At 70.1% G+C, this 14,807-nt stretch carries 13 protein-coding genes and 1 tRNA gene; 3 read left to right on the top strand and 11 right to left on the bottom strand.

Annotation, left to right across the window (positions count from 1 at the left end; all coding sequences use genetic code 11):
• Positions 1–90: 90 nt before the first annotated feature.
• The 4 genes from ACFYV5_RS21500 to ACFYV5_RS21485 all read right to left on the bottom strand — a co-directional run bounded on the left by ACFYV5_RS21500 (position 91) and on the right by ACFYV5_RS21485 (position 2,994).
• Positions 91–163: transfer RNA gene (locus ACFYV5_RS21500), tRNA-His, on the bottom strand.
• Between the two features lie 104 nt (positions 164–267).
• Complete coding sequence (gene orn / locus ACFYV5_RS21495; protein WP_355112247.1) at positions 268–870, bottom strand: oligoribonuclease; 603 nt, start codon at positions 868–870, stop codon at positions 268–270.
• Between the two features lie 158 nt (positions 871–1,028).
• On the bottom strand, positions 1,029–2,195 hold the full coding sequence (locus tag ACFYV5_RS21490; protein WP_389170691.1) for a helix-turn-helix domain-containing protein: 1,167 nt from the start codon (positions 2,193–2,195) through the stop codon (positions 1,029–1,031).
• A gap of 397 nt (positions 2,196–2,592) precedes the next feature.
• Positions 2,593–2,994: a hypothetical protein gene (locus ACFYV5_RS21485; RefSeq protein WP_389170688.1), complete on the bottom strand. Its 402-nt coding sequence runs from the start codon at positions 2,992–2,994 to the stop codon at positions 2,593–2,595.
• A 333-nt stretch (positions 2,995–3,327) separates the two neighbouring features.
• Between ACFYV5_RS21485 and ACFYV5_RS21480 the strand changes: the two genes are divergently transcribed.
• Together ACFYV5_RS21480 and ACFYV5_RS21475 are read left to right on the top strand one after the other, a co-directional pair.
• Positions 3,328–3,849, top strand: a complete 522-nt coding sequence (locus tag ACFYV5_RS21480; protein WP_355112242.1) for a universal stress protein — start codon at positions 3,328–3,330, stop codon at positions 3,847–3,849.
• A gap of 144 nt (positions 3,850–3,993) precedes the next feature.
• Positions 3,994–4,557, top strand: a complete 564-nt coding sequence (locus ACFYV5_RS21475) for a GPR1/FUN34/YaaH family transporter (RefSeq protein WP_389170684.1) — start codon at positions 3,994–3,996, stop codon at positions 4,555–4,557.
• A 267-nt stretch (positions 4,558–4,824) separates the two neighbouring features.
• On the opposite strand, the gene glmS is transcribed toward ACFYV5_RS21475, so the two are convergent.
• The gene (gene glmS / locus ACFYV5_RS21470) at positions 4,825–6,642 is read right to left on the bottom strand and encodes a glutamine--fructose-6-phosphate transaminase (isomerizing) (protein ID WP_355112238.1); all 1,818 of its coding nucleotides are present in this window, start codon (positions 6,640–6,642) and stop codon (positions 4,825–4,827) included.
• 41 nt (positions 6,643–6,683) lie between these two features.
• Positions 6,684–6,959, bottom strand: coding sequence for a hypothetical protein (locus tag ACFYV5_RS21465; RefSeq protein ID WP_355112236.1), 276 nt, complete (start codon positions 6,957–6,959; stop codon positions 6,684–6,686).
• Between the two features lie 193 nt (positions 6,960–7,152).
• On the opposite strand from ACFYV5_RS21465, the gene ACFYV5_RS21460 reads away from it, so the two are divergent.
• Positions 7,153–8,766, top strand: coding sequence for a beta-N-acetylhexosaminidase (locus ACFYV5_RS21460; protein WP_389170681.1), 1,614 nt, complete (start codon positions 7,153–7,155; stop codon positions 8,764–8,766).
• Positions 8,767–8,819: 53 nt separating this feature from the next.
• Here the strand turns inward: ACFYV5_RS21460 and ACFYV5_RS21455 are convergent, their stop codons facing one another.
• The 5 genes from ACFYV5_RS21455 to ACFYV5_RS21435 form a co-directional block, all read right to left on the bottom strand.
• Positions 8,820–10,592, bottom strand: coding sequence for an IucA/IucC family protein (locus ACFYV5_RS21455; RefSeq protein ID WP_389170678.1), 1,773 nt, complete (start codon positions 10,590–10,592; stop codon positions 8,820–8,822).
• On the bottom strand, positions 10,589–11,119 hold the full coding sequence (locus ACFYV5_RS21450) for a GNAT family N-acetyltransferase (protein WP_355112230.1): 531 nt from the start codon (positions 11,117–11,119) through the stop codon (positions 10,589–10,591). The genes ACFYV5_RS21455 and ACFYV5_RS21450 overlap by 4 nt, the downstream gene beginning before the upstream one ends.
• Positions 11,116–12,399, bottom strand: coding sequence for a lysine N(6)-hydroxylase/L-ornithine N(5)-oxygenase family protein (locus ACFYV5_RS21445; RefSeq protein ID WP_389170673.1), 1,284 nt, complete (start codon positions 12,397–12,399; stop codon positions 11,116–11,118). Before ACFYV5_RS21445 ends, ACFYV5_RS21450 begins: the two co-directional genes overlap by 4 nt.
• The gene (locus tag ACFYV5_RS21440) at positions 12,386–13,825 is read right to left on the bottom strand and encodes a pyridoxal phosphate-dependent decarboxylase family protein (protein WP_389170669.1); all 1,440 of its coding nucleotides are present in this window, start codon (positions 13,823–13,825) and stop codon (positions 12,386–12,388) included. Before ACFYV5_RS21440 ends, ACFYV5_RS21445 begins: the two co-directional genes overlap by 14 nt.
• A gap of 130 nt (positions 13,826–13,955) precedes the next feature.
• Positions 13,956–14,807 carry a siderophore-interacting protein gene (locus ACFYV5_RS21435; protein ID WP_389170666.1) on the bottom strand — a complete coding sequence of 284 codons (852 nt, stop codon included), beginning with the start codon at positions 14,805–14,807 and terminating at the stop codon, positions 13,956–13,958.

Here is a 14,807-nt window from a genome sequence, read left to right as displayed (position 1 = left end):
TTGCGTACCTCACAGTGGCCACCGGGCCGGGTTTGGTTGCCCGAAACGAACGAGGCCCCGGTTCGCGTGAACCGGGGCCTCGATCTTCAGGGTGAGTAACGGGACTCGAACCCGCGACATCCTGGACCACAACCAGGTGCTCTACCAGCTGAGCTATACCCACCACGACCGGCGGTTTTCCCGAAGGTTTCCCCGACCGGCCGAGAAGAAGTCTACAGGGTCCGAGCGGATGCTCGCGCCCGCATTGCGCGGGGCGCGAGCCGGAGGTCATTCCCCGGGCAGGACGTGCCGCGCGGCGATCTGCTTCGCGGTGTCCGAGTCCGGTCCGGGCTGCGGGACGAAGATCGCCTCGCGGTAGTAGCGCAGCTCGGCGATGGACTCGCGGATGTCGGCGAGCGCCCGGTGGTTGCCGCTCTTCTCCGGACTGTTGAAGTACGCCCTCGGGTACCAGCGGCGGGCCAGCTCCTTGACCGAGGAGACATCGACGATCCGGTAGTGCAGGTGGTTCTCCAGAGCCGGCATGTCACGGGCGAGGAAGCCGCGGTCGGTGGAGACCGAGTTCCCGCACAGCGGGGCCTTGCGGGGCTCCTTGACGTGTTCGCGTACGTACGCGAGTACCTGGGCTTCGGCGTCGGCGAGGGTCGTCCCGCCGGACAGCGCGTCGAGGAGGCCCGAGGCCGTGTGCATCTGGCGCACGATCTCCGGCATGGTCTCCAGCGCCGCGTCCGGCGGGCGGATCACGATGTCCACCCCTTCGCCGAGCACGTTCAGTTCCGAGTCGGTGACCAGTGCGGCCACCTCGATGAGTGCGTCGTCCGTCAGCGAGAGCCCGGTCATCTCGCAGTCGATCCACACCATGCGATCGTTCATGCGCCCTACCTTAGGGGGTGCCCGGTCGGCCTGGCTCGGGGCGCGAGACGCCGAAGGGCGCCGCGGGGAGGTGTCCCACGGCGCCCGTCGGTTTCCACGGTGCGCGGCTTGTGGCGCGCGGTCCGGCTCAGGGTCCGGCCCTTGGGGCCGGTCCGTCCCTAGGGGGCGCTGCGCTGGCCCGGGAGGGTCGAGCGGCCGGAGGCGTACAGCTCGGACGGCGGTCTGCCCGGCTCCAGCGGTCCACCGGGACGCCGGGGGACCGAGACCTGCGGCGGCACGACCGGGTCGAGCACCGTCGTCGCCGTCTCGGCCTGTGGCCGCCGGGCCCGGTAGGCCGCCCGGTAGGCGGCCGGCGAGGAGCCGAGCTGCCGCCGGAAATGGCCCCGCAGCGCCACCGGGGAGCGGAAGCCGCAACGGCCCGCGACCTCGTCGACCGAGTAGTCGGAGGTCTCGAGCAGCCGCTGCGCCTGCAGCACCCGCTGGGTGATCAGCCACTGGAGCGGGGCGGACCCCGTCAGCGAGCGGAACCGGCGGTCGAACGTCCGGCGTGACATGTACGCGCGGGCGGCGAGCGTCTCCACGTCGAACTGCTCGTGGAGGTGCTCCAGCGCCCAGGCGACGACCTCCGCGAGCGGGTCGGCGCCGATCTCCTCCGGTAAAGACCTGTCGAGATAGCGCTCCTGGCCGCCCGTGCGCCGCGGCGGGACGACCAGCCGGCGCGCCAGGGCGCCCGCGGCCTCCGTGCCGTGGTCGGTCCGCACGATGTGCAGACACAGATCGATGCCGGCAGCGGTGCCGGCCGAGGTCAGCACGTCCCCGTCGTCGACGAAGAGCTCCCGCGGGTCCACGTGGACCGACGGATAGCGCTTGGCGAGCGTCGGCGCGTACATCCAGTGCGTGGTCGCCGGCCGGCCGTCCAGGAGTCCGGCGGCGGCCAGGACGAACGCCCCGGTGCACAGCCCGACGATCCTGGCCCCTTCCTCGTGTGCCCTGCGCAGCGCGTCGAGCGCCTCCGGCGGCGGCGGCGAGGTGATCGACCGCCAGGCCGGTACGACGACGGTGCCGGCCCGGCTGATCGCGTCCAGGCCGTACGGCGCGGTCAGTTCGAGGCCCCCTGTGGTCCGCAGCGGGCCCTCCTCGCCGGCGCACACGAGCAGCCGGTAGCGGGGCACTCCGGCGTCCTGCCGGTCGATTCCGAACACGGAGAGCGGGATGGAGCTCTCGAAGATGGGGCCGCCGCTGAACAGCAGCACCGCGACGACTTCGCGACGGCGGCGCCCGGAAAGCTTCCGTGCGGCCTCCGGTGCGGCGGAGTCCTGGCTCATGACGCTAAGCCCCCCTCGGTGTTCGCGTCTCCCTGGTCCTGTCGCTCCTGCACGTTTCCCCTCGGTTTTGCACGAGACCCCAGTCTTCGATACCCATGATCGAATCTACTGTGTTCCGTGGCGCCGGCGTGACAAGTTCTCCATCCGGCACATTGTCGACAAGGCAACTTGGCGCGAAGCATTCGATCAGGAAGCGTTCCACTCGCGGGCCGCGCAGGGAAGTGCGCCGTGCGCGCATGGCCCGTCCCCGTAGGGTGCGAGCGCTTGCGGCGGGGCTTTCATGCCTGGTGGCACCGGGGTTGGTGGGGCATTTCGCCAAGGACTCGCCGGTGAGTGGAAGTTGGCTGAAAACCTACGGGTGTGGGTGTGCGAACCTGTCAGCTCTACGGGGGGTTCGTCACCTCCGGCGTTGGTTCCGCCCGCCCGGGGAGCGCCGGGATCGGGGCCGCGCGGCTTCGGCGCGCAGACCGCGCTCCGCCCGGCGCAGCAGCACCTGGCAGGCCGCCGTCACCGCGGCGAGCCCGACCGCCGTCCCGGCCGCCCCGCCGAGCGAGGTGCCGTAGACCACGAGGACGACCGGGACCAGGACGCAGCAGAAGACCGCCCAGCGGACGACGTCACTCGCCGACTCCGCCGCCGCGCCTGCCGCGCTCTCTGTGCCTGCCGCGCTCGCCGCGCTCGCCGCGCTCGCCGCGCCCGCCGCGCCCGAGGGGGCCGGCCCGGGGGTGGAGGAGCGAGCGGGGGAGGGGGTGGCGGCGGAGGTGGCGGTGGAGGTGGCGGCGGCCGATGGTGAGGGCACGGGCGGGCTCCCTGCGACGGTGACTGGACCTGTGGCAACGAGGAGCGGAACGTTCCGGTCACTGCGAGGGGCGTCCGTTCGGCCCCCGTACCGACACCTGTAGGGCACAACCGGCATTGCCATATCGGGACGGGCTCGTGCATGCTCCCTGGAACGCCGCGCGATCGCCACGAGCGGTCACGACGGCTCTGGGCAGGAGAGGAGTGTCGCCGTACCCTTGGGGGTATGGGCTTGGGAAGATGATTCCCGGACACAGCTCCACCGCCGACCGTTGTTCCGTACGACGTTCTTCATCGTTCCCTCCCCACCAGGATCCTCTTCGCCGAGACACCGATGGCCGGTCACGAATACTCCGAACCCGCGGACCGCAAGCGCGTCGCCGACTCCACGGTCGACCCCCTTGCGGTGGAACAGCCACGCCACTCCTGCGATCCCGCCTTCCGGCACGGGGTGGTCGTCGGCTTCGACGGCTCGACCTCCAGTGAGCGGGCCCTCGCGTACGCCATCGGCATGGCCCGCCGCTCCGGCTCCGGCCTGATCATCGTGCATGTCGCCAACCGGCTGCCCACGACCGTCTGGGCGGGCTGCGAGCCGCCGGTCTTCGTCGACGTACCGGACCACCGCACCGAGGTGCTCGGTCTGGAGCTCGCCTGCGCGGACTACCTCGCGGAGGTCCCCTGGATCCTCGTCGAGCGCGGCGGCGACATCTGTCACGAGCTGGAGGAGGTCGGCCGGGAGTACTCGGCCGACGCGATCGTGGTCGGCTCCACGCACGGCATCGTCGGCCGGATCTTCGGCTCGGTGGCCGGACGCCTCGCGAAGCGCGCGCAGCGTCCCGTGATCGTCATCCCCTGATCCTCGCGACGGATCGTCAACTCCCTTGGTACGGCGATAATTTCTTTCTCCGACAGGTGATTTGTGCGCTTGTGAAGGGTAGTTAAAGGTTCACCGGAACAAGCAGCTCACGCAGCACAACTGCCCACTTGAAGGGAGCCCGCCGTGGACAACGACGTCGCCGCGGGAAACACCACTTCCACTCTCGGCCACCTCGCGCTCGGACTGACCCTGCTGGCCTTCGGCATCGGTAGCACCGGCGTGATCGACAACGTCGCGGCCTCCGACGCCGCGGCCCTCGCCACCTGGGTCGGCGGCGTGGCGCTCTTCCTCGTCGGACTGCTCGCCCTGCACGCCGGCAACGGCGGTACGGGCACGGCCCATGCGGCGCTCGGCGCCTTCTGGTTCACCTGGGGGACCGGAGCGGGCGGCAGCGCGTCGGCCGAGGCGGCGGGTCTCTTCCTGCTGCTGTGGGCGCTGCTGGCGCTCACGCTGACGATGGCCGCGAAGGGCAGCGGGCTGTTCGGACAGGGCGTGTACGGCATGCTGTTCGTCGCGCTGCTGCTGCTCGGCACAGGCGCCCTCGCCGACAACGGCGGGCTGGCCAAGGCGGGTGGCTGGATCGCGGCGGTCGCCGGCCTCGCGGCCTGGTACGGCGCGACGGCGGCGGTCGCCCACTGGCCGACCTCCCTGAGCCGCGTCAGGCGAGGCGCCCCCGCCGCCGGATAACACTCCGAGGGAGGGCCAGCGCCCGGCGAGTGAGCCGAAGGGGCGCGCGGGCGTCGAAAGGGAGAGCGCGCGGAGGCTGCGAGGAACGAGCAGTCGAGCACGGTCGACCGTCGACGCACGCAACAGGCGCCCCGGAGGCGAACCGAGCCCTAAAAAGGCGGTCCCTGTGCACACGTCGTGTGCGCAGGGACCGCTTCTTTGTCAGGTCGAGGCTTCGGGGGACAGGCCCGAAGGCGGCGGCTCCGGGGGGACAGGCCCCGGAGGCTGCTACTCGACCGTGACGGACTTGGCCAGGTTGCGCGGCTTGTCGATGTCGCGGCCCATGGCGAGCGCGGTGTGGTACGCGAGGAGCTGGAGCGGGATGCCCATCAGGATCGGGTCCAGCTCGTCCTCGTTCTTCGGCACGACGATGGTGTGGTCGGCCTTCGCCTGCGGCTGGTGCGCGACCGCGAGGATGCGGCCGCTGCGGGCCTTGATCTCCTCCAGGGCGGCGCGGTTCTTCTCCAGGAGGTCGTCGTCGGGGACGATCGCGACCGTCGGCAGGGCCGGCTCGATCAGCGCGAGCGGGCCGTGCTTCAGCTCGGAGGCCGGGTACGCCTCGGCGTGGATGTAGGAGATCTCCTTGAGCTTCAGGGAGGCCTCCAGGGCGACCGGGTAGCCCCGCACGCGGCCGATGAACATCATCGACTGGGCGCCCGCGTACTCCGCGGCGATCTTCTTGATCTCGTCCTCGGTCTCGAGGATCTCGCTGATCTGCGCGGGCAGCTTGCGCAGGCCCTCGATGATCCGCTTGCCGTCGGTCACCGACAGGTCGCGGATGCGGCCCAGGTGCAGGGCGAGCAGCGCGAAGGCGGTCACCGTGTTGGTGAAGCACTTGGTGGAGACGACGCAGACCTCGGGGCCGGCGTGCACGTACACGCCGCCGTCGGCCTCGCGGGCGATCGCCGAGCCGACGACGTTGACCACGCCGAGGACGCGGGCGCCCTTGCGCTTGAGCTCCTGGACGGCGGCCAGTACGTCGTACGTCTCACCCGACTGGGAGACGGCGATGTAGAGGGTGTCGGGGTCCACGACCGGGTTGCGGTAGCGGAACTCCGAGGCCGGCTCGGCGTCGGCGGGGATGCGGGCCATGGACTCGATGAGCCCGGCGCCGATGAGGCCGGCGTGGTACGAGGTGCCGCAGCCGAGGATCTTGATCCGGCGGATGGTGCGGGCCTCGCGGGCGTCGAGGTTCAGGCCGCCCAGGTGGACGGTGGAGAAGCGGTCGTCGATCCGGCCGCGCAGCACGCGGTCGACCGCGTCGGGCTGCTCGGAGATCTCCTTGTGCATGTACGTGTCGTGGCCGCCCATGTCGTAGGAGGCGGCCTCCCACTCCACCGTCTCGGGCGTGGCCGTCGTCGAGGCGCCCGAGGTCGTGTACGTGCGGAAGTCGTCGGCCTTGAGGGTGGCCATCTCGCCGTCGTCGAGGGTGACGACCTGGCGGGTGTGGGCGATCAGGGCGGCGACGTCGGAGGCGACGAACATCTCCTTCTCGCCGATGCCGAGGACGACCGGGGAGCCGTTGCGGGCCACCACGATGCGGTCGTTGAAGTCGGCGTGCATGACGGCGATGCCGTAGGTGCCGTCGATGACCTTGAGCGCCTCGCGGACCTTCTCCTCCAGGGAGGTGGCCTGGGAGCGGGCGATGAGGTGGGTGATGACCTCGGTGTCGGTCTCGGAGGCGAAGACGACGCCGTCCGCCTCCAGCTTCGCGCGCAGCTCCTGGGCGTTGTCGACGATGCCGTTGTGGACGACGGCGACCTTGTTCTCGGGGTCCAGGTGCGGGTGCGAGTTGATGTCGCTCGGGGCGCCGTGCGTGGCCCAGCGGGTGTGCGCGATGCCGGTGGTGCCGGTGAAGCGCTTGGGGACGCGGGCCTCCAGGTCACGGACCCGGCCCTTGGCCTTCACCATCTTCAGGCCGGCGGCCTTCGGGCTGGTGATCACGATGCCGGCGGAGTCGTACCCCCGGTACTCCAGCCGCTGCAGACCTTCCAGCAGCAGCGGGGCCACGTCACGCTTTCCGATGTAACCGACGATTCCGCACATAAAGGTGTAACCCCTCCAAGGTAGTGGGTGTGCTCAGCCGCTCAGCCGTAGACAATGCGGCGCAGCTGCCGGAGCGAGAGCTCCGGTGGCGCCACGGCGCGGTGCGGCAGTTCGGCCGCGATGCGCTCGAAGATCTCGGCGTTCACGGCGCCACCGGACTGCAGCTCGCGGTGGCGGCGGCGGACGAAGTCCTCGGTCGACTCGTCGAAGTACGCCAGCACGTCGAGGATCACCCGGGTGGCCTCACCGCGCTGGAGCGCGGTGCTGCGCACCAGGTGGTCGATGAGGTCGTCATGCGACGGGCGGCGTTCGAGCACCCGTGAATACTGAGGGGTACCCGGGGGTCTTCGCAAGAATCCTGCCCGAAATCGGGCAGGCCCCTTCATGATCACCGCACTGGGGAGTGAAATTGGTCTACACCTTGACCGTTCAAGTGGTCCACGGTACGCATGGTGACTGTTCGGATACGCATATCCACAGCCGTGAAGTCCGTCGAAAGGGACCAAGTCTGTGAGACAGCGCAGAACGCTTCCCCGTGTGCTCGGCGCCCTGCTCCTCCTCGCGGCGGCCGGCGTCACGTGTGTCGGAGCCGCCCCCGTCCCCGTGTCCGCCGCCGAACCCGCGCTCCGCCCGCTCGGCCACATCGTCCCCGCCCCCGCGTCCGTGGTGCCCGGCGGACAGCCGTACACCCTCACCGCCGCCACGCCGATCCGCGTCGACGAGGACTCCCGCGAGTCCCGCGCCGTCGCCGACTACCTCGCCGGGATCCTGCGTCCCTCCACCGGCCATCCGCTGCCCGTCGTCGACGAGCACGCGGCGCGCGGGGGCATCCGGCTCCGCCTCTCCGGGGAGATGGCCCTCGGCGAGGAGGGGTACCGGCTGCAGGCCGGCCGCTCCGGCATCACCCTGACGGCCCATCGGCCCACTGGACTGTTCCGGGGCGTGCAGACGCTGCGCCAGCAGCTCCCGGCGGCCGTCGAGAAGGACACCGTCCAGCCGGGGCCCTGGCAGGTCGCCGGCGGCACCATCACCGACACCCCGCGCTACGCCTACCGCGGGGCGATGCTCGACGTCTCGCGTCACTTCCTCACCGTCGAGCAGGTCAAGCGCTACATCGACCAGCTCGCGCTCTACAAGATCAACAAGCTGCACCTGCACCTCTCCGACGACCAGGGCTGGCGCATCGCGATCGACTCCTGGCCCCGGCTCACCACCTACGGCGGCTCCACCCAGGTCGGCGGCGGCCCCGGCGGCTACTACACCAAGGACGACTACAAGGAGATCGTCCGCTATGCCGCCTCCCGCCACCAGGAGGTCGTCCCCGAGATCGACCTGCCCGGACACACCAACGCCGCCCTCGCCTCGTATGCCGAGCTCAACTGCGACGGCGTCGCCCCGCCGCTCTACACCGGCACCAACGTCGGCTTCAGTTCCCTGTGCGTCCCGAAGGAGATCACGTACGACTTCGTGGACGACGTCATCCGGGAGGTCGCCGCGCTGACCCCCGGCAAGTACCTTCACATCGGCGGCGACGAGGCGCACTCCACCCCCCACGCGGACTACGTCGCCTTCATGGACCGGGTCCAGCCGATCGTCGCGAAGTACGGCAAGACCGTCATCGGCTGGCACCAGCTGACCGCCGCGACGCCGGCGCCCGGCGCCCTCGCGCAGTACTGGGGACTCGACCGCACGAACCCCGCGGAGAAGGAGCAGGTCGCCGCGGCGGCGCGGAACGGCACCGGGCTGATCCTCTCGCCCGCGGACCGGATCTACCTCGACATGAAGTACACCAAGGAGACCAAGCTCGGCCTGGCCTGGGCGGGCTACGTCGAGGTGCAGCGCTCCTACGACTGGAACCCGGCCGCCTATCTGCCCGGCGCGCCCGAGTCGGCCGTGCGGGGCGTCGAGGCGCCGCTGTGGACGGAGACCATCTCCACCAACGCCCACATCGACCAGATGGCCTTCCCGCGCCTCCCCGGCGTCGCCGAGCTCGGCTGGTCCCCGGCGGCCACACACGACTGGGAGCGGTACCGCAAGCGCCTCGCGGAGCAGGGCCCGCGGTTCGAGGCGCTCGGGATCGACTACTACCGCTCGCCGCAGGTCCCGTGGCCCGCGGCTGAGTAGAACGGAGCGCGGGCCCGGCGGAGGACCGTACTCCGCCGGGCCCGCGCCGGTCTCTAACGGGCGAACCGCGCGATCGGGTTCACCAGGTCGCCGACGAGCTGGAGCGCCGCCGACGGGTCCGCCAGATCCACCATCTGCTTGTTGTTCCGCAGCTGGAGGCGGTTGAGGGCGGAGAGCGCGAAGGTCTCCGCGAACATGTCGTACCGCTCGAACTTCTCGGCGAGCTCCGGCTTCGACTCCTGGTAGCCGCGCACGCACTCCGCGACCGTCCGCCAGAAGTCGTCCTCGTCGAGCACGCCCTCCGCCGCCAGCGTCGCCGCGAGGAAGCGGAAGAAGCAGTCGAAGACGTCCGTGAAGATCGACAGCAGCTTCATGTCCTCGGGGACCTCGGCGCGGACCCGCTCCACGGCCGGCGGCAGGACCGCGGCCGCGTCCATCACGCAGATCTCCTCCGCGATGTCCTTGAAGATCGCCCGGGCGACCGCGCCCCGCTCGTCGAGGACCAGGATCACGTTCTCGCCGTGCGGCATGTAGACCAGGTCGTACGCGTAGAAGCTGTGCAGCAGCGGCAGCAGGTACGCGTCCAGGTAGCCGCGCAGCCACTCCGTCGGCGCCAGGCCCGAGTCCTTGATCAGGGCGCCGGCGAACGACGCGCCCGCGTGGTCGACATGGAGCAGCGAGGCCATCGTCGCGAGCCGCTCGCCCTTCGCGAGGGACGGGACCGGCGACTCTCGCCAGAGCGCGGCGAGCATCTTGCGGTAGGGGGAGTAGCGGTCGGTGGCCGCCTCGTACTCCAGATGCCGGTAGCCGACCGCCGCCCGCTCGCGGATGATCGAGAAGCGCGCCGCCGCGAAGACGGAGTCGGACTCGATCAGCCGGGCCAGCCAGTCGTTGATCGCCGGGGTCGCCTCCATGTACGCGGCCGAGAGGCCCCGCATGAAGCCCATGTTGATGACGGACAGCGCCGTCTTCACGTAGTGCTTGGACGGGTCCGAGGCGTTGAAGAAGGTACGGATCGACTGCTGGGCCAGGTACGCGTCCTCGCCCTCGCCCAGATAGACCAGGCGCTCCTGGGCGACCTCGGCGGCGAAGGTGACCGACAGCTTGTTCCACCACTGCCAGGGGTGGGCCGGCATCAGCAGGTAGTCGGCCAGGTCCAGGCCCCGCTCGGCGAGGGTCGCGGCGAAACCGTCGACCGCCTTGTCGCCCAGCTCGGCGCGGATGAAGGTCTCGTAGTCGATGCCCGCACCGGCCGTGAAGGTGGTGCGGTCGCGGCGCGCGGCCAGCCAGATCAGATGGATCTCGCTCGCGGCCTCGGGGGCGTACGCGCGGTACTCGTCCACGCCGAAGCCGAGCCGGCCGTTGTTGGCGACGAAGCAGGGGTGGCCCTCGGTCATCCCGGTCTCGATCGCCTGGAAGTCCGCGCGCGCCAGCTCGGCGGAGGTGACCTGCGGCTTGGTCGACTTGTACGCCGTGCCGGCCAGGGTGGAGGAGATCTCCTCCAGGTAGACCGGCAGGATCTCGTCGCTCAGGCCGAGCGAGCCGCGCAGCTCGGTGATGAACCGCAGGGCGTCGAGCGGGAGCTGCTCCTCCCCGCGGTGGCAGCTGATGGACTCGGGGTAGATCTGCCAGTGGTCCAGCGCGAAGCGGTCGGCGGTGAAGCGGTACTCGGTCGCGCCGTCGTCGCTGAGGACCCGGTAGCGGCTCTCCCCCAGCTCCTGCGGGTTCAGCAGCCGCTCGTGGGCGAACTCGGCGAGACCCTTGCGGATCAGCGCGCGGTTGGCGTCGGCCCAGCGGGCCGGGGTCAGGTGCGCCACGGGGTTCATACGGTGGCTCCCACGGCGGTCTCGAACTGCGCGCGGGTGCAGAAGCTCAGCAGGGCCTTCTTCTCCGGCTTCTGGATCTCGCGCTCGGGCACGAAGCCGACGGCCGCGTTGAGCGCGTGGACGGCGGTGTTGCGGACGTCCGGCTCGACGACGACCCGCTCGGTCGCCGGGTCCGTGAACAGCTCGTGCATCACGGCGGTGATGACCTGGCGGGTGAAGCCGTGCACGGGGGTGTCGGTGGGCGCGACGAGGAAGTGCATGCCGACGTCGCCGGGGAGCGGCTCGTAGAGGCCGACCAGTTCGATCTTCGAGGGGTCGTACCGCTCCATCAGGAAGGCGGGCTCGTCGTCGACCAGTCCGATGAAGGCGTCGTGGTGCGGGTTTGCGCATATCGCCATGTACTCGCGCTCGACGTCCTGGAGTTTCGCGTCCTGCATCATCCAGAAGGCGGCCTTGGGGTGCGTCACCCAGGGGTGGATCAGCTCGGCGTCCTTGAGCGGATCGAGGGGACGGATGTGAACGGTCATACCGCGAACTCCTGGAAAGCGATGGTCTTCTCGACGGGGTAGTACTCGGAGCCCAGCATCTGGCCGATGATGTACGCGTTGCGGTACGCACCCATGCCCAGGTCGGGCGAGGTGATGGAGTGCGTGTGCACGCCGGCGTTCTGCAGGAAGACGCCGCGGCCCGTCGTGTCGATCGAGTAGTTGCGGGCCACGTCGAAGCGGCCCTGTCCGTCCCACATGAGGCGGTCCTTGACCGGCTCGAGGAAGGCGGGGACGGCGTACTTGTAGCCGGTGGCGAGGATCAGGCCCTCGGTCTCCAGCGTGAAGTCCTTCTCCTGCTCCTCCTGGTGGAAACCGAGGGTGTACGTGCCGCTGGTGTCGTCGTACGCGGCGGAGTGCAGCGCCGAGTTGGTGAGCAGCCGGGTGGAGACCGGGCCGGCCAGGTTCTTCTGGTAGAGCAGGTCGAAGATGGCGTCGATCAGCTCGCCGTCGATGCCCTTGAACAGGCCCTTCTGCTGGGTCTCCAGGCGGTAGCGGGTCCGCTCGGGCAGCGCGTGGAAGTAGTCCACGTACTCCGGCGAGGTCATCTCCAGCGTGAGCTTGGTGTACTCCAGCGGGAAGAAGCGCGGGGAGCGGGTGACCCAGTTGAGCTGGTAGCCGTGTACGTCGACCTCGGAGAGGAGGTCGTAGTAGATCTCCGCCGCGCTCTGGCCGCTGCCGACCAGGGTGATCGACTTCTTCTTCTGGAGCGCCTCCTTGTTCTGGAGGTAGCGCGAGTTGTGGATCAGGTCGCCGCCGAGGCCCTGGCAGGACTCGGGGACGTACGGCGGGGTGCCGGTGCCGAGCACGATCCGGCGGGCGCGGAACGTCTCTCCGGCCTCGGTCGCGACGACGTACTGCTCGCTGCCCTCGTCGTAGGAGACGGAGGAGACGGTGGTGGAGAAGCGGATGCTGCTCAGTTTGGCGGCGGCCCAGCGGCAGTAGTCGTTGTACTCGGTCCGCAGCGGATAGAAGTTCTCGCGGATGTAGAACGAGTAGAGCCGGCCCTTCTCCTTCAGGTAGTTGAGGAAGGAGTACGGGGAGGTCGGGTCGGCCATCGTGACCAGGTCCGACATGAACGGGGTCTGGAGGTGGGCGCCCTCCAGGAACATCCCCGAGTGCCACTCGAAGTCCGGCTTGGTCTCCAGGAAGAGGCCGTTCAGCTGGTCGATGGGCTCGGTCAGGCAGGCGAGGCCGAGGTTGAAGGGACCGAGCCCGATGCCGATGAAGTCGTACGTGTCGGTCGTATCAGGCGTGGACAAGGTTCTCTCCCAGGTACTGCTCGGCGTGGCCGGCTATCAGATCGAGGACGGCGGCGATGTCGGCCAGGGTCGTCTCGGGGTTGAGCAGGGTGAACTTCAGGTACTGGCGGCCGTCGACCTTCGTCCCGGCGACGACGGCCTCGCCGGAGGCGAAGAGCGCCTTGCGGGCGTAGAGGTTGGCGCGGTCGATGTCCGCGGGCGAGGTGACGGCCTCGGGGATGTAGCGGTAGACGAGCGTGGACAGCTGGGGCTGGACGACCACGTCGTAGCGGGGGTCGGCGGCGAGCAGCTCGAAGCCGGCCGCGGCCAGGTCGCAGACCTCGTCGAAGAGCTCTCCGACACCGTCGGCGCCCATCACGCGCAGCGTCATCCACAGCTTGAGCGCGTCGAAGCGGCGCGTGGTCTGCAGCGACTTGTCGACCTGGTTGGGGATCTGCTCCGCCACGGTCCGGCGCGGGTTGAGGTAGTCCGCGTGGTACGTCGCGTGGCCCAGGGTGGCCCCGTCCCGGACCAGGACGGCGGAGGAACTCACCGGCTGGAAGAAGGACTTGTGGTAGTCGACGGTGACGGAGTCGGCCCGCTCGATGCCGTCCAGGAGGTGGCGGCGGGTACGCGAGGCGAGGAGTCCGCAGCCGTAGGCCGCGTCGACGTGCATCCAGGCGCCGTACTCGGCGGCCAGGGCGGCGATCTCGGGCAGCGGGTCGATCGAGCCGAAGTCGGTGGTGCCGGCGGTGGCGACGATCGCCATCGGGGTCAGACCCTCGGCGCGGCAGGCCTCCAGCTCGGCGGCGAGGACGACGGACTGCATGCGCTTGGTCCGGTCGACCGGGATGGAGATGACGGAGTCGGCGCCGAGGCCGAGGAGGGTGGCCGACTTCTGGACGCTGAAGTGGCTGCACTCGGAGGAGAAGATGCGGAGCTTCGCCAGGTCCTTCGTCTTGGCCTCCTCACGGGCGAGGAGGAGGGCCTGGAGGTTGGACTGCGTACCCCCGCTGGTGAACACGCCGTCGGCGGCCGGGCCGAGGCCGATGCGGCCGGCGGTCCAGTCGATCAGCTTGCGCTCGATGAGGGTGCCGCCCGCGCTCTGGTCCCAGGTGTCGAGCGAGGAGTTGACCGCCGAGAGGACCGCCTCGCCGACGACGGCGGGGATCACGACCGGGCAGTTGAGGTGGCCCAGGTAGCGGGGGTGGTGGAAGTAGACGGCGTCGCGGAGGTACACGCTCTCCAGCTCGTCGAGAGCGGCGGAGGAGTCGCCGAGCGGCTTGTCGAGGTCGACGGCGTCGACGGTGGGAGCCAGCGCGGCGGGAGTGACACCGGTGAACGGACGTCGCGTCATGGCGAGTTTGTCCGCCACCCGCTCGACTCCTTCGGTGACGGAGCGCCGGTAGCTCTCCGCCGTGGCGTCGTTGAGCAGGTGCGAGCGCATGTGGGGGGTCCTCCCGGGGACGGGGACTCGATCGGTTCGTTAGTGAGGTTAGCCTAACCTAATTTTGAAGCACAACGACCCCCCACCCACGAAGGGATGAGGGGTCGTAGACCGGCACGCGTCCGGACGGTTACGCGTCCTCCTGCGTCTCGTCCGGCACCTCGCGCAGGGCGTCCTCGGACAGCCCCTTGCGCCAGTAGCCGACGAACGTGACGCGGCGCCGGTCGAGTTCACGCTCCCGCACGAAGTGCCGGCGCAGCGCCTTGACCGCACCGGACTCGCCCGCGATCCAGACGTACGGGTCCCGGCCCGGCAGCTCGGCGGTGCGCACCGCGTCCACGGCGGAGGGCGCCCCCTCCTCCCGTACGAGCCAGGTGACGGTGGCGTCGGCCTGCGTCGCGAGCTCCTGGCGGTCGCCGGAGTAGGGGACTTCGAGGTAGACGTGGGCCCGGGTCTCGGCCGGCAGCCACTCCAGGATCGCCGAGGCGGCCGGTAGGGCCGTCTCGTCCGCCCAGATCAGTACGGAGTCGGCGCCGTCCGGCAGCTGGAAGCGGACACCGGTGTTCGCGGCGACCGCGGGGCCGAGCACGACGACCCGGTCACCCGATGCGGCGTGCTGGGCCCAGCGGCAGGCGGGGCCGCCGTCCTCGTGCAGCGCGAAGTCGATGTCGACCTCGGGGCGAGGATCGGTGCGCTGCTCGCGGACGGTGTACGAGCGCATCACGGCCCGCTCGTCGTCCGGCATCGCGCGCCAGGCGCCCAGGATCGCGTACATGTCCGGGTTGTCCAGCGGCGGCAGGACGGGCGCCTCCTGGCCGGGGTGCGGCAGGAAGAGGGAGAGCGACTGGTCGCGTCCGCCGGAGGCGAAGGTCTTCAGGTCCTCTCCGGTGAAGGTGACCCGGACCAGGGACGGCCCGAGCCGCCTCGTCCGGTCGACCTGGAGGGAGAAGAACTGGAACGGGGCGGTCTCGGCGCTCGTCAT

Source organism: Streptomyces sp. NPDC003035 (assembly GCF_042888285.1).
In the GTDB taxonomy this organism is placed as follows: Bacteria; Actinomycetota; Actinomycetes; order Streptomycetales; family Streptomycetaceae; genus Streptomyces.
The sequence above is the reverse complement of the archived record's forward strand: the minus strand, read 5'-3'. Positions and strand labels throughout refer to the sequence as shown.

Excerpts from the sequence above, each read along its gene's own strand:
- ACFYV5_RS21455 (WP_389170678.1), bottom strand. The coding sequence starts at position 10,592 with ATGAACCCCGTGGCGCACCTGACCCCGGCCCGCTGGGCCGACGCCAAC.
- ACFYV5_RS21490 (WP_389170691.1), bottom strand. The coding sequence starts at position 2,195 with ATGAGCCAGGACTCCGCCGCACCGGAGGCCGCACGGAAGCTTTCCGGG.
- ACFYV5_RS21435 (WP_389170666.1), bottom strand. The coding sequence starts at position 14,807 with ATGACGAGCGCCGAGACCGCCCCGTTCCAGTTCTTCTCCCTCCAGGTC.
- ACFYV5_RS21450 (WP_355112230.1), bottom strand. The coding sequence starts at position 11,119 with ATGACCGTTCACATCCGTCCCCTCGATCCGCTCAAGGACGCCGAGCTG.
- glmS (WP_355112238.1), bottom strand. The coding sequence starts at position 6,642 with ATGTGCGGAATCGTCGGTTACATCGGAAAGCGTGACGTGGCCCCGCTG.
- orn (WP_355112247.1), bottom strand. The coding sequence starts at position 870 with ATGAACGATCGCATGGTGTGGATCGACTGCGAGATGACCGGGCTCTCG.
- ACFYV5_RS21440 (WP_389170669.1), bottom strand. The coding sequence starts at position 13,825 with ATGCGCTCGCACCTGCTCAACGACGCCACGGCGGAGAGCTACCGGCGC.
- ACFYV5_RS21480 (WP_355112242.1), top strand. The coding sequence starts at position 3,328 with ATGGCCGGTCACGAATACTCCGAACCCGCGGACCGCAAGCGCGTCGCC.